The 12,174-nt window shown below is 43.3% G+C and carries 16 protein-coding genes and 1 pseudogene; 9 read left to right on the forward strand and 8 right to left on the reverse strand.

Going from position 1 to position 12,174, the window contains the following annotated elements:
* The first annotated feature begins 816 nt into the window (after positions 1 to 816).
* The 3 genes from dsbB (at position 817) to AACL30_RS06175 (ending at position 3,135) form a co-directional block, all read left to right on the forward strand.
* Positions 817 to 1,341, forward strand: coding sequence for a disulfide bond formation protein DsbB (gene dsbB / locus AACL30_RS06165; RefSeq protein ID WP_339058076.1), 525 nt, complete (start codon positions 817 to 819; stop codon positions 1,339 to 1,341).
* Between the two features lie 466 nt (positions 1,342 to 1,807).
* Positions 1,808 to 2,179 (forward strand): hypothetical protein, encoded by a 372-nt coding sequence (locus AACL30_RS06170; protein WP_339058077.1) that lies wholly within the window; start codon positions 1,808 to 1,810, stop codon positions 2,177 to 2,179.
* Positions 2,167 to 3,135: an IS5 family transposase gene (locus tag AACL30_RS06175; RefSeq protein WP_422389595.1), complete on the forward strand. Its 969-nt coding sequence runs from the start codon at positions 2,167 to 2,169 to the stop codon at positions 3,133 to 3,135. The genes AACL30_RS06170 and AACL30_RS06175 overlap by 13 nt, the downstream gene beginning before the upstream one ends.
* Positions 3,136 to 3,272: 137 nt before the next feature.
* Here AACL30_RS06175 and AACL30_RS16445 read toward each other — a convergent pair whose 3' ends face one another.
* Complete coding sequence (locus AACL30_RS16445) at positions 3,273 to 3,359, reverse strand: phage tail protein (RefSeq protein ID WP_422389596.1); 87 nt, start codon at positions 3,357 to 3,359, stop codon at positions 3,273 to 3,275.
* A gap of 63 nt (positions 3,360 to 3,422) precedes the next feature.
* Positions 3,423 to 4,238 (reverse strand): annotated as a pseudogene (locus tag AACL30_RS06180) (IS3 family transposase); the annotation flags it as partial.
* Between the two features lie 108 nt (positions 4,239 to 4,346).
* Between AACL30_RS06180 and istA (AACL30_RS06190) the strand changes: the two are divergent.
* The gene (gene istA, locus AACL30_RS06190) at positions 4,347 to 5,525 is read left to right on the forward strand and encodes an IS21 family transposase (protein ID WP_339056344.1); all 1,179 of its coding nucleotides are present in this window, start codon (positions 4,347 to 4,349) and stop codon (positions 5,523 to 5,525) included.
* The gene (gene istB / locus AACL30_RS06195; RefSeq protein WP_339058365.1) at positions 5,522 to 6,319 is read left to right on the forward strand and encodes an IS21-like element helper ATPase IstB; all 798 of its coding nucleotides are present in this window, start codon (positions 5,522 to 5,524) and stop codon (positions 6,317 to 6,319) included. Before istA (AACL30_RS06190) ends, istB (AACL30_RS06195) begins: the two co-directional genes overlap by 4 nt.
* Here the strand turns inward: istB (AACL30_RS06195) and AACL30_RS06200 are convergent.
* The 5 genes from AACL30_RS06200 to istA (AACL30_RS06220) form a co-directional block, all read right to left on the reverse strand.
* Positions 6,316 to 6,639, reverse strand: coding sequence for a helix-turn-helix domain-containing protein (locus AACL30_RS06200; protein ID WP_339058407.1), 324 nt, complete (start codon positions 6,637 to 6,639; stop codon positions 6,316 to 6,318). The two genes, istB (AACL30_RS06195) and AACL30_RS06200, sit on opposite strands and share 4 nt — an antisense overlap.
* Entirely contained in the window at positions 6,591 to 7,100 is a 510-nt protein-coding gene (locus AACL30_RS06205) for a helix-turn-helix domain-containing protein (protein ID WP_339058080.1), read from the reverse strand. The genes AACL30_RS06200 and AACL30_RS06205 overlap by 49 nt, the downstream gene beginning before the upstream one ends.
* A gap of 151 nt (positions 7,101 to 7,251) precedes the next feature.
* The gene (locus tag AACL30_RS06210; protein WP_339056697.1) at positions 7,252 to 7,755 is read right to left on the reverse strand and encodes an IS3 family transposase; all 504 of its coding nucleotides are present in this window, start codon (positions 7,753 to 7,755) and stop codon (positions 7,252 to 7,254) included.
* A 50-nt stretch (positions 7,756 to 7,805) separates the two neighbouring features.
* A complete protein-coding gene (gene istB / locus AACL30_RS06215; protein WP_339058365.1) occupies positions 7,806 to 8,603 on the reverse strand; it encodes an IS21-like element helper ATPase IstB in 798 nt (265 codons plus the stop codon).
* On the reverse strand, positions 8,600 to 9,778 hold the full coding sequence (gene istA / locus AACL30_RS06220; RefSeq protein WP_339056344.1) for an IS21 family transposase: 1,179 nt from the start codon (positions 9,776 to 9,778) through the stop codon (positions 8,600 to 8,602). Before istA (AACL30_RS06220) ends, istB (AACL30_RS06215) begins: the two co-directional genes overlap by 4 nt.
* Here istA (AACL30_RS06220) and AACL30_RS06225 point away from each other — a divergent pair.
* Complete coding sequence (locus AACL30_RS06225) at positions 9,777 to 9,989, forward strand: hypothetical protein (RefSeq protein ID WP_339058009.1); 213 nt, start codon at positions 9,777 to 9,779, stop codon at positions 9,987 to 9,989. The genes istA (AACL30_RS06220) and AACL30_RS06225 overlap by 2 nt on opposite strands.
* A 455-nt stretch (positions 9,990 to 10,444) precedes the next feature.
* Here AACL30_RS06225 and AACL30_RS06230 read toward each other — a convergent pair whose 3' ends face one another.
* Positions 10,445 to 10,909, reverse strand: coding sequence for a hypothetical protein (locus AACL30_RS06230; RefSeq protein WP_339057541.1), 465 nt, complete (start codon positions 10,907 to 10,909; stop codon positions 10,445 to 10,447).
* Between the two features lie 169 nt (positions 10,910 to 11,078).
* On the opposite strand from AACL30_RS06230, the gene AACL30_RS06235 reads away from it, so the two are divergent.
* The 3 genes from AACL30_RS06235 (at position 11,079) to AACL30_RS06245 (ending at position 12,104) form a co-directional block, all read left to right on the forward strand.
* Complete coding sequence (locus tag AACL30_RS06235; protein ID WP_339057542.1) at positions 11,079 to 11,291, forward strand: phage filamentation protein Fil family protein; 213 nt, start codon at positions 11,079 to 11,081, stop codon at positions 11,289 to 11,291.
* Between the two features lie 14 nt (positions 11,292 to 11,305).
* Positions 11,306 to 11,653: a DUF5347 family protein gene (locus tag AACL30_RS06240; protein WP_339057543.1), complete on the forward strand. Its 348-nt coding sequence runs from the start codon at positions 11,306 to 11,308 to the stop codon at positions 11,651 to 11,653.
* A gap of 76 nt (positions 11,654 to 11,729) precedes the next feature.
* On the forward strand, positions 11,730 to 12,104 hold the full coding sequence (locus AACL30_RS06245; protein WP_339057544.1) for a hypothetical protein: 375 nt from the start codon (positions 11,730 to 11,732) through the stop codon (positions 12,102 to 12,104).
* The last annotated feature ends 70 nt before the right edge of the window (positions 12,105 to 12,174 follow it).

The following is a 12,174-nucleotide window of genomic DNA, read 5'->3' on the forward strand; positions in this document are numbered from 1 at the left end:
TCACCCTGGCAGCCGAAGGCAACTTCAAAGACGAAGGGGATACACTCCTGGGATTCGATTGATTGCCGCCTTGCCGTAACTCGAAATTCATATGGGTATACGCTTATCGGTCTCACGCCCTGGCCGCTTAGCGGCAACTTGAAAGACTGTGAGTATAGGTAACTTATTCCTGATATCAATAGGTTTTTACATAACAAGCCAGGTGCTTTTTTATGGGCATTTGAGTATTAATGCATCATTTTCGTAGAGAAATTTATCAGAAAGTAATTATGCTCATCATACCAGATGAAAAATTTATGATATAGTCACCCAATTAGGACAGATAGCGAAAAAACACAGAATGCTAAGTAAAATTTGTGTTTAAGAAAGTTTATAGATGATTTTTAATGTTATTAATTATTTAATTTTAAACAGAATATAACCGTTATTAATAACAGTATAATAAAAAATTTTTAACAGGCTCTTAGCGTTCATTCGAGACCTTCTTAAGCGACGCTCAATTGATGAAAAATAGGCGAAAAAGTGCAGTTGCCTTTTTCTGTACAAAAACTAAGGATATCAATGAGCATTTTGAGCCCTTTTTTGGACAAAATACTGTTTGCAAAACCGTCGCGCGGGGGTATGAAGTCAAGGCGCACAGCAACCTTCGTTGGCATGCGAGCACAAGAGATTTTTAACAAACTCTTAGGAAGAATTTAGTAGAAGCTAATAGTTTAGCTCGCCCATTTAAATCTATTTTCATCTGTTGGTAACCGGTGGCAGGAATCTGTTCATTGGTATTGTTAGCAACATAATTTATCCCGTGGAATAAAGAATATGTTACATTTTTTAAATCGTTGTTCTAAACAACGCCAAGCTTGGCTTCTCATCGGATTTTCTGGATTGATTTTTGAGCTCATAGCGCTTTATTTTCAATATATTATGCTACTGCAACCTTGTGTGCTTTGTATTTATGAGCGTTGTGCATTATTTGGTATCATTGCGGCGTCATTCATTGGCGCCATTGCGCCTAACTCATCATTACGTTATATCGCCATTTTCTTGTGGATATACAGTGCGAGTAAAGGTATTCAATTAACTTGGCAACATACTATGCAATATTTGTATCCATCACCATTTAACACTTGCGATTTTTTCGTTGATTTTCCTACATTTTTACCACTGGATAAGTGGTTACCAAGCGTGTTTTCTGCTAGTGCTGATTGTTCACTACAACAGTGGAAATTAATGTCTTTGGGGATGCCACAATGGTTGTTGGGTATTTTTTCTATCTATTTTCTAATTAGCGTATTAGTATTGTTGAGTCAAGGTAGCGACCGCTTTATAAGAAGAGTGATTTAATTGCAATACATTACATGTATTTGAACTCATTTAATCTTATGAGAGATTTCATAATGATAATTTAATATCTGTTTTTCATTTTTTATATTTTTAAATAATAGCACTTTATCATTATTTTCTTTTTTATCTTTATGAATTGATAAATATCGTTATATAGGATGAGTTCGTGTTTTTTTCTATCTAAAAATGCGGATAAATCAGTCCCATAGTCGGTTATACAATTAAAAATAACTAACACATTCATAGTTACAATAAGATAAAATAACCCATTAAAAACAAATAAAATATTTTTACTTATATAATAGGCAACAAAGCACGACAAAACACAACTTTTCAGTCATTATTTATCAATAAGTTACTTATTCATTATTGTGTGGCAACACTGCAAGCTATTAGTTTTGCTTATGCATTAAAGCTGCCATCCCCTTTATCCATGGCCAGTGGCATCTATACAAATGAAAATCCTGTGAAATTCAGTATTGGCAACGGTAGCACTGATATTGATTTTGGCGATAATTTTAAATGGGATGGTGATCAGTACATCAGCTTAAAATTCAACCTCGAGGTGGTTCACGATCTCAAAGTTACGCCGGAATTCGGTGCTGAAAAGGTCATTTTAGTGCCACAAGACGGCAGTCAGCGCGGCTGGGATCGCTATCTTAGTGGCGCTAGTAAACCAACTAAGCTTACTGGCCGCAGTAAATTTAGGTTGTCTTCTTCGGGTGAATTTACCGTTTATTTGAAATGTGACAAAGATTTTTCTCAACAGGATGGTGAATGCGCGCCGTACGGTTCCGGTGCGCGCTTTCCTCACCCTTGCCAGCAATACTGTGGTTAAAGACAGCCAAAAATCCGTCACCAGGCAACCCCTTCGTACTACAAAAGATCTCAACCATAATATCTTTCGCTCCAATAATTCGGGGAACAATTATCCTGGCCAAACTCAGTCGTCATTACCCCAAGGCAAGTCCTAAAGGCGGCAGACCGGCGAAACCGTTAGAAGTGATGCTGCGGATTTATTTTTTACAGAATGGGTTTAATTATGCTGATTTATCGATGGAAGAAGCGTTATACGACATCCCCTTATTACGTCAATTTGCGGGGGTATGTGTCGATGTCATTCCCTCCGATCCCACGATCCTGCATTTTCGTCATTGGTTGGAAAAACATCATTTAAGCGAAGCGCTGTTTGAAGAAATTAATACGCATTTAGCTTCGCTTCAGCTATTTATCAAACGGGGTAGCATTGTCGATGCTACGATTATTGATGCACCCAGTTCAACTCAAAACCGGCAAAATACTCGTGAGCCAGACATGAAAGCCACCCGTAAAGGCAATCAGTGCTACTTTGGCATGAAAGCGCATATTGGCGTGGATGCACAGACGGGGCTGGTGCATTCCCTGGTGGGAACCTCGGCGAATGTAGCCGATGTGACGCAAGTTCATCACCTTCTTCACGGCCAAGAAGGGGTTGTTCATGGTGATGCCGGTTATAAAGGCGTGATGCGACGCCGCGAACATCAACATCGCGTGGTCACCTGGCACATCCCCCGACGGAGGGTATTGGCCTTGCCCGGGCAGGAGCAGCAGGTATGGGAGAAACATCGGCATCGGCAAAGTCTTATCGCGAAAATCCGGGCTAAGGTTGAACACCCCTTTCGAGTGTTAAAATGTCAGTTCAACTTTAGAAAAGTGCGCTACAAGGGCTTGGCAAAAAATACCGCGCAGTTATTCAGCTTATTTGCTTTGACCAATCTCTTTCTCGCTAGAAAAATCCTGCTTTGTAACCCCTGATTTTCCATTGATACTGAAAAAAAGTGTATCCGCCGTCTCTTATACCGTAAAAAAAGAGTGCATTAATTTCCTTTTTTATTACATGACTTTAAGAATTAACGCTACTAGCTCAAAATATAGCATTCATTATCGGTTCTTCAGGGTTTCCATATCCCCAATGCCGTCGCATTGGCCAGTTTAGCGGCGCCCTGATGGGTGATGACAGCATAAAATTTTTCGTTCATGAAGTGATACTCAGATGGTCAATTAAACGGTGTTTGTCAATGTAGTTGTCGCTTGAAACTGTTTTATGCAGCACTTACTTCCGGATTCAGCATCACTTCATGAATAAAATTCCAGTTACGACAGCCTTTGCTCCAACGTTCGGGTTTTTTAGCTCGAGCTAATTCATAGATGGCTTTCCGTTTAGCTAATATTTCTTTATCTGCCTCCCTATGACGTTCATCTGGAGTAACGTACTTGATACCACTGTGTTTATGTTCAAGGTTGTACCCGTTCACAAACTGAGCTACCCAGGCTCTGGCATCATTGAGTAAAGTAAACCCCTCGGCTGGCCACTGGGGACAATATTTCACCGTTCGAAACAAGGATTCGGAATAAGGGTTATCATTGCTGACTCGTGGGCGAGAATATGAACTGATTACCCCCAGATCGTACATTTTCGCCAACAGGGTATAACTACGCATGGGGCCACCATTATCTGAATGAAGAATGATTTTTTTGCCCGCGCATTTTTCTTTCCAGATGCATCGTTGCAGTAGCTCTGCAGCCTGTTCGCCGGATTCTTGTTCAAAAACGTCTGCCCCCACAATTTTCCGACTGAAAATGTCCATCATCATGTAGAGGTAAAGATGCCGACCTTTTATAGGTGTTGGCAAATAACTACTATCCCAGGACCATACCTGATTCGGTGCTGTCGTTTTTTGTGCGCCTGGACGTTTATAACTTCTCTCTCGACGTCTAGGTGTTAACAGTTTGTTCGCTTTGAGCACGCGATAAAACGTAGACTCAGAGGCGATATAAATTCCCCTATCAGCCAGCGTCGGAACGATGACATTCGGAGGGAAACTTGAAAACTCTGGTGAGTTACAGATTTCCATGATCCGCTTGTCAGCGCTAATGATAAAAGACCGTAAATTGCTAATTTAATTTGTCCACTCAAGCCAGAATGCAGTTTCCTTTGTGGTGACAAAGCCATGAGGGAAATAAGCATGCTAAGAAGAGAGGACCACTACATGATAAAACAACGCCATCAACAGGGGGCATTTATTGTTGATATTGCCCATCAGATAGGGTGTTCAGAAAAAACGGTGAGACGGCACATTAGCTATCCTGCGCCGCCAACAGCAAAACGCGGTAAAAAACAGGTTGCTAAACTCGAGCCCTTTAAAGACTACATCGATTCAAGGTTGAGTGAACAGGTTTGGAATGCGGCGGTTATTTTTGAGGAAATCCGTGAAAAAGGCTACCGGGGTGGGAGTGCGATGCTCCGACGTTATATACATCCCAAACGTCCGCTCAGGGCCTCGAAAAACACGGTACGCTTTGAAACCCTCCCCGGTTATCAACTTCAACACGATTGGGGAGAAATCATCGTTGAGGTGGCAGGCTCTGCCTGTACGGTTAATTTTGCCGTTAATACGCTCGGTTTTTCGCGTCGCTTTCATGTCTTTGCTGCCCCTAAGCAAGATGCTGAGCACACGTATGAATCGCTGGTTCGCAGCTTCAATTACTTCGGTGGCAGCGTAAAAAATGTCTTGGTAGATAACCAAAAAGCCGCTGTTATCAAACATGGACAAAATGGCCACATCGAGTTCAATGCGGGCTTCCTGCAACTGGCTAATCACTATGGGTTTAGCCCTCGCGCCTGTAAGCCTTATCGACCGCAAACGAAAGGCAAAACCGAACGGATGGTGGGCTATGTTAAACACAATTTTTTCACTCGCTACCGTCAGTTTGAGAGTTTCGCTCATGTTAATCAACTGCTAGCGATGTGGCTGGCGAAAGTGGCAGACCAGCGTCATCTTCGTCAATTCAAGCAGACACCGGAAAATCGTTTTGCTGAGGAAAAAATAGCCTTGATGCCACTCCCTGCGACTGATTTCGATACCAGCTACTTCGACCTACGACAAGTGGCATGGGACAGCTATATCGATGTCAGAGGTAATCGCTATAGCGTGCCTTCATTCTGGTGTGGTCGTGCGGTTAATATTCGTATCGGTTTAGATAATACGCTACGTATTTACGGCGATGAGCAACTGCTCGCGACGCATCTCTTGCAGGAGGTAACGCAGGGCTGGCAAAAGGTGCCAGAACATCATCAAGCCCTTTGGCAACAGGTCAATCGAGTAGCGTCTCGTTCGCTCAGTGTGTATGAGGAGCTACTCTGATGGAAATGGAAAACTTGTTGATACGGTTAAAAATGGATTACCTGGGCGATGCGTTGGAGAGTTTATGTGAAGAAGCCACCAAGAAAGCACTGAACTACCGTGAATTTCTCCAGCAGGCATTAGCCCAGGAATGGAACGGGCGTCACCAAAAAGGCTTGGAATCGCGGTTAAAACAAGCACGTTTGCCGTGGATAAAAACCTTGGAGCAATTTGACTTTACTTTCCAACCAAGTATAGACAGGAAAATTATCCGCGAGCTGGCGGGGCTGAGGTTTGTCGAACATCATGAAAACGTCATTTTGTTAGGCCCACCTGGGGTAGGGAAAACGCATTTGGCGATAGCGCTGGCTGTCAAGGCAGCTACAGCTGGGCATCGGGTATTGTTTATGCCTCTGGATAGACTCTGCTGTACCTTAATGAAGGCAAAGCAAGAAAACCGTCTGGAACGCCAACTTCAGCAACTGTGCTATGCCAGGGTATTAATACTGGATGAAATCGGGTATTTACCGATGAATCGCGAAGAAGCTAGCCTATTTTTCAGGTTACTGAGCCGTCGTTATGAAAAGGCGAGCATCATTCTCACATCAAATAAAAGTTTTACTGATTGGGGGGACGTATTCGGTGATCACATTTTAGCAACTGCGATTTTAGACAGGCTTTTACATCATTCAACCACATTGAATATTAAAGGAGAAAGCTATCGACTCAAAAATAAACGCAAAGCAGGCATGTTGCCTATAAAAACGACTGATATTATCCAGGCGCCTGGAATAGAAACCCAACAGGAAAATTAGCAAAAACTGGACATTTTAAAGTAGCAAAAAGTGGTCAATCTAAAGTAGCGTTGACACCGCTGTCGTTCAGCATCAGACAATTTGTTGCTGGGGGCATTGCGAACGGCCGTTGACCGTTTGTCGGCCAGGGGAGCGTTGTGACAATTGTTGCGCCAGCGTTGCAGTGTTCTGACTGAAATCCCAATGACCTGGCAGGCTTGCGCCTTACGAGCCCCCTGTTTCATCGCATTCCTAAGCATATCAACTATATTAAGCCGCTCCGGGAGAGGTATTAGACGTCCTCGCTGTTGTCCCAGAGGGCATTGAACTTTTCCCTTAATACCAGTAGCGCTGCGGTTTCCGCCAGCGCCTTTTCTTTTCTGGTGAGTTCTTTTTCAAGTTCACGGATCTTTTGTCTGTATTCTTTGACGACTTTATCAACTTTATGATTATTCAAGGCTTTCGGCTCATGAGCCCGGAGCGAAGCCGTTCGCCATTCCTTTACCTGTTCAACAAACAATCCTTTGTGCCGACAGTATTCGGCCAGCTCAATTTCAGACATCACTGCGCTTTCAATGACCACCGCAAAACGCTGTTCGGGCGACCAACCTTCGTTATTCTTTAAAAACTGCTCATCTTCACATAACAGGCCATCACTCATTAACTCGTTTCTCCATCTTGAAACAACCGAAGGGCTCACGTCTAGCTTCTTCGCTATTTGCCGGTGAGACCAATTATACGGAGGTTGAAGCCAGAGCAACCCTTGTTGCTTGATATTGATAGGCACGGGGTTTGCCGGCATGGTGTTCTCCTTAATATTAACAGGCGACAACTATGCTGACACAGGGGGTTATTCGGTGATCTTCTTGATGATAATATGCAGGTGGTGCTGGAGACGTAGAAGCTGGTGCGGGTGTGGGCGATGTAGTGGTCAAGTAAACCCAGACACATTTTTAAGACAAATTGATTACAGGTATAAGCTCAAATTCGATGGGTGAAAAATAAGCGAGTAGACTATGTGGTCTTCTACTATTGTAATAGGCTAAATAATCCAGCCCCCCTAACTTGGCATCATTACGGGTTTTAAGTATTTCATAATTCAAGTATTCATATTTCAAGCTCCGAAAAAAACGTTCTGTTGGTGCGTTATCCCAACATTGCCCTTTACCACTCATACTGGCTTGCACACCCATCACTTGCAAATGGGCACGATACTGATGGCGGGTATATTGGCTGCCTCTATCTGAGTGATGGAGCAACCCTTTTGGAGGTTTTCTGCGCCAGTAAGCCATCTGGAGAGCTTGTACACACAGTGCTGTCTTCATGTGGGCTGCCATTGCCCAACCGATTATTTGGCGCGAGTATAAGTCCATCACCACCGCTAAATACATCCAGCCTTCATAAGTCCAAACATAGGTGATATCCGTTGTCCATACCTCCTCTCTCTGAGTTGTCAACGCTACTTTAGATTGACCACTTTTTGCTACTTTAAAATGTCCAGTTTTTGCTAATTTTCCTGTTGGGTTTCTATTCCAGGCGCCTGGATAATATCAGTCGTTTTTATAGGCAACATGCCTGCTTTGCGTTTATTTTTGAGTCGATAGCTTTCTCCTTTAATATTCAATGTGGTTGAATGATGTAAAAGCCTGTCTAAAATCGCAGTTGCTAAAATGTGATCACCGAATACGTCCCCCCAATCAGTAAAACTTTTATTTGATGTGAGAATGATGCTCGCCTTTTCATAACGACGGCTCAATAACCTGAAAAATAGGCTAGCTTCTTCGCGATTCATCGGTAAATACCCGATTTCATCCAGTATTAATACCCTGGCATAGCACAGTTGCTGAAGTTGGCGTTCCAGACGGTTTTCTTGCTTTGCCTTCATTAAGGTACAGCAGAGTCTATCCAGAGGCATAAACAATACCCGATGCCCAGCTGTAGCTGCCTTGACAGCCAGCGCTATCGCCAAATGCGTTTTCCCTACCCCAGGTGGGCCTAACAAAATGACGTTTTCATGATGTTCGACAAACCTCAGCCCCGCCAGCTCGCGGATAATTTTCCTGTCTATACTTGGTTGGAAAGTAAAGTCAAATTGCTCCAAGGTTTTTATCCACGGCAAACGTGCTTGTTTTAACCGCGATTCCAAGCCTTTTTGGTGACGCCCGTTCCATTCCTGGGCTAATGCCTGCTGGAGAAATTCACGGTAGTTCAGTGCTTTCTTGGTGGCTTCTTCACATAAACTCTCCAACGCATCGCCCAGGTAATCCATTTTTAACCGTATCAACAAGTTTTCCATTTCCATCAGAGTAGCTCCTCATACACACTGAGCGAACGAGACGCTACTCGATTGACCTGTTGCCAAAGGGCTTGATGATGTTCTGGCACCTTTTGCCAGCCCTGCGTTACCTCCTGCAAGAGATGCGTCGCGAGCAGTTGCTCATCGCCGTAAATACGTAGCGTATTATCTAAACCGATACGAATATTAACCGCACGACCACACCAGAATGAAGGCACGCTATAGCGATTACCTCTGACATCGATATAGCTGTCCCATGCCACTTGTCGTAGGTCGAAGTAGCTGGTATCGAAATCAGTCGCAGGGAGTGGCATCAAGGCTATTTTTTCCTCAGCAAAACGATTTTCCGGTGTCTGCTTGAATTGACGAAGATGACGCTGGTCTGCCACTTTCGCCAGCCACATCGCTAGCAGTTGATTAACATGAGCGAAACTCTCAAACTGACGGTAGCGAGTGAAAAAATTGTGTTTAACATAGCCCACCATCCGTTCGGTTTTGCCTTTCGTTTGCGGTCGATAAGGCTTACAGGCGCGAGGGCTAAACCCATAGTGATTAGCCAGTTGCAGGAAGCCCGCATTGAACTCGATGTGGCCATTTTGTCCATGTTTGATAACAGCGGCTTTTTGGTTATCTACCAAGACATTTTTTACGCTGCCACCGAAGTAATTGAAGCTGCGAACCAGCGATTCATACGTGTGCTCAGCATCTTGCTTAGGGGCAGCAAAGACATGAAAGCGACGCGAAAAACCGAGCGTATTAACGGCAAAATTAACCGTACAGGCAGAGCCTGCCACCTCAACGATGATTTCTCCCCAATCGTGTTGAAGTTGATAACCGGGGAGGGTTTCAAAGCGTACCGTGTTTTTCGAGGCCCTGAGCGGACGTTTGGGATGTATATAACGTCGGAGCATCGCACTCCCACCCCGGTAGCCTTTTTCACGGATTTCCTCAAAAATAACCGCCGCATTCCAAACCTGTTCACTCAACCTTGAATCGATGTAGTCTTTAAAGGGCTCGAGTTTAGCAACCTGTTTTTTACCGCGTTTTGCTGTTGGCGGCGCAGGATAGCTAATGTGCCGTCTCACCGTTTTTTCTGAACACCCTATCTGATGGGCAATATCAACAATAAATGCCCCCTGTTGATGGCGTTGTTTTATCATGTAGTGGTCCTCTCTTCTTAGCATGCTTATTTCCCTCATGGCTTTGTCACCACAAAGGAAACTGCATTCTGGCTTGAGTGGACAAATTAAATTAGCAATTTACGGTCTTTTATCATTAGCGCTGACAATGAAATTGGCGAAAGGGCTTTATTTATTACAGGAACAACCGATGCATTTTAAAATTCAAAAAATAGACACTGTTATACCCTGGGCTTTTTACACTATTTCGAGATGATATTTATGACAATTAAGCCATTCTCCGCTTCCCTGTCTTCTAAGCTGCAACGGAGATATTACAAAGTCTGTGGTGCAATGGGGGCATATATGTTTGGGAAGTGCTTCATCGCAATGAAGTGGCTTCAGTATCATCACGACAGAACCAGGAATAATATCCTTAAATTCATATTTTTCTCTATTTACCTGTTTTTTAGAAAATGCGGCAATTTCTTTTTCAAGATCAGACTGGTTGCTTTTCAATTTCAACTCAGAGAATTTAGGCTCTTCATAGAGAAAGCGAAGAGCAATTAAATTGGCGAAAGGGCTTTATAGAATTGAAGGTTATTGCGTGAAAAAGTGAGGCGGTTTTGTCGACAGATCACCCGCCAGTCAGGCGATTATTTTTTGCGAACGGGAAAGGGTTTCCATGCGGTTATTGAGGCAATTAAAGCGATGAACAGACTAATGAAGGTATCAGGAGGGAATACCCCCTGCCATCCAAGCAAAGCATTTTTCATTCAGCGTCAATGGCTTTTCTTGCGGGTAGTTGAGTGTAATCGCTGCTCTCTTCCTTGCTGGATTGAAAAGCGAACTGAGAGTAGGGCTGTCTTCCTTTTCAATTTCCAATCGCTTCTTTGCAATAATATCAGGGCTTATTTTTTCTATTTCATCAATCAGTTGTCGGTATTTGAGCGCCTGATTTTTTGCATGACCCGCTACCTCACCTGGTTTAAAAGAGAATTGAAAACCGGACATGCTAGCGATAAGGATACCGCACAGCCACCCGTAAGCACTGTTAACAACAACAACCAAACCCAGAAACATTTGAAAGAAACACCCCAGTTTGTCGATCCTCCTGTTCAGTGTTTCGGTCATTTTTTCGAGATAATAACTGTAATACAGTTCAAAAAGTAGATCGCGAGGGGGCTGTGTGTTCATTGTTTATTCGGTTTCCTGTTCTGTTTTTTGTGGATCCTTGTGGTGGTGGGAGGTTATGCCTGCGTCATCTTTGAGTGGAGAAGCAGGTATAACGATATTACCACATAACCCCGCGCCGGACGGGGTGAAATAGTCCGGCACTTCTTTTCACTTAAATGGAGAATACCCGATGTTAACTAAATCCTGTACTACCGTGACCCCCTTACCCGCCCTTCCTGAAATCACCCATCACCGTCACCGCCGTGGCTGGTTGGAGACGCCGGAGGGGCGTCGCGTGCAACCTAATCCGCAGGCAGTGCAATTTATTCACGGGATAAGCGCTCCCGTCATACGTCACCCGCGCCGCCGGTGGTTTTCAAGGGTGATGGGCATTTTTGCTTAAATAAGGTGGCGTTGATGGCGAATACTGAACCCGCTCGTGTTGTGCCGCTAAATTTAGCCCAGCGGCAATGTGGTCTGAGAAATACCACTTTATTATGGCAAGTGTTACCGGATAAAAAATATCAAGGGCAGATCCCAGCACTGATTAAGGAGATGGAGGAGACCGATCCACAAATGAAAGGGGCGCTGTATTATTTGGCCGGGATTGAAAGAAAAAAGCATGCGCTGGCATTTAAACAACTCTATCCCGAAGAACAAATTAATTTAATTGACGCCATGAACCGATTACGCGCCGCGGTGAGTTTATTTCCTAATAGGATGACTTATATTGATTGTGACCCGGTGCCAAATAAAACGGAATAATAACATTAATTCATTTTTAAAATAAATAAACTGATTATTGTGTCGGTGTTATTAACACTCCAATACGGAAATTACCATGCCTCTTTATATTGAGATCGACCAGCGTTATGTGATTAGTCAGTATCACGCCCGGTTTATTTTATATGAAAATAAGCGTTTCTCTGATACCTCAAAAAAAGCCGGCAACCATTATCTTAAACTCTTAGCGTATTATTCGTCATTCGCCACTTTAATTGAAGGCTTATTATTTCACCATTTATCGACATTAAAAAATAACCTTATTAAACACCGGCGACATGAAATACAACGCATGGGTCGATTATGCCATGAGGCTTTTAAAACTTCTCTGCTATCCGATGCCGATACAGACGAAATAAAACAAGGAATAAAATATTCTTTATTACGGCCTGATCGTTTGATCTATATCGAGTGTTGCCAACTGCTTAATTAACAGGATTAATTTATCACTGAAATAAATAAACGCTTTTAGGGTGTGGGATCCGTTTTCGCTAAAAATAAGG

This window comes from Candidatus Regiella endosymbiont of Tuberolachnus salignus, from assembly GCF_964020115.1.
Lineage (GTDB): Bacteria > Pseudomonadota > Gammaproteobacteria > Enterobacterales > Enterobacteriaceae > Regiella > Regiella insecticola.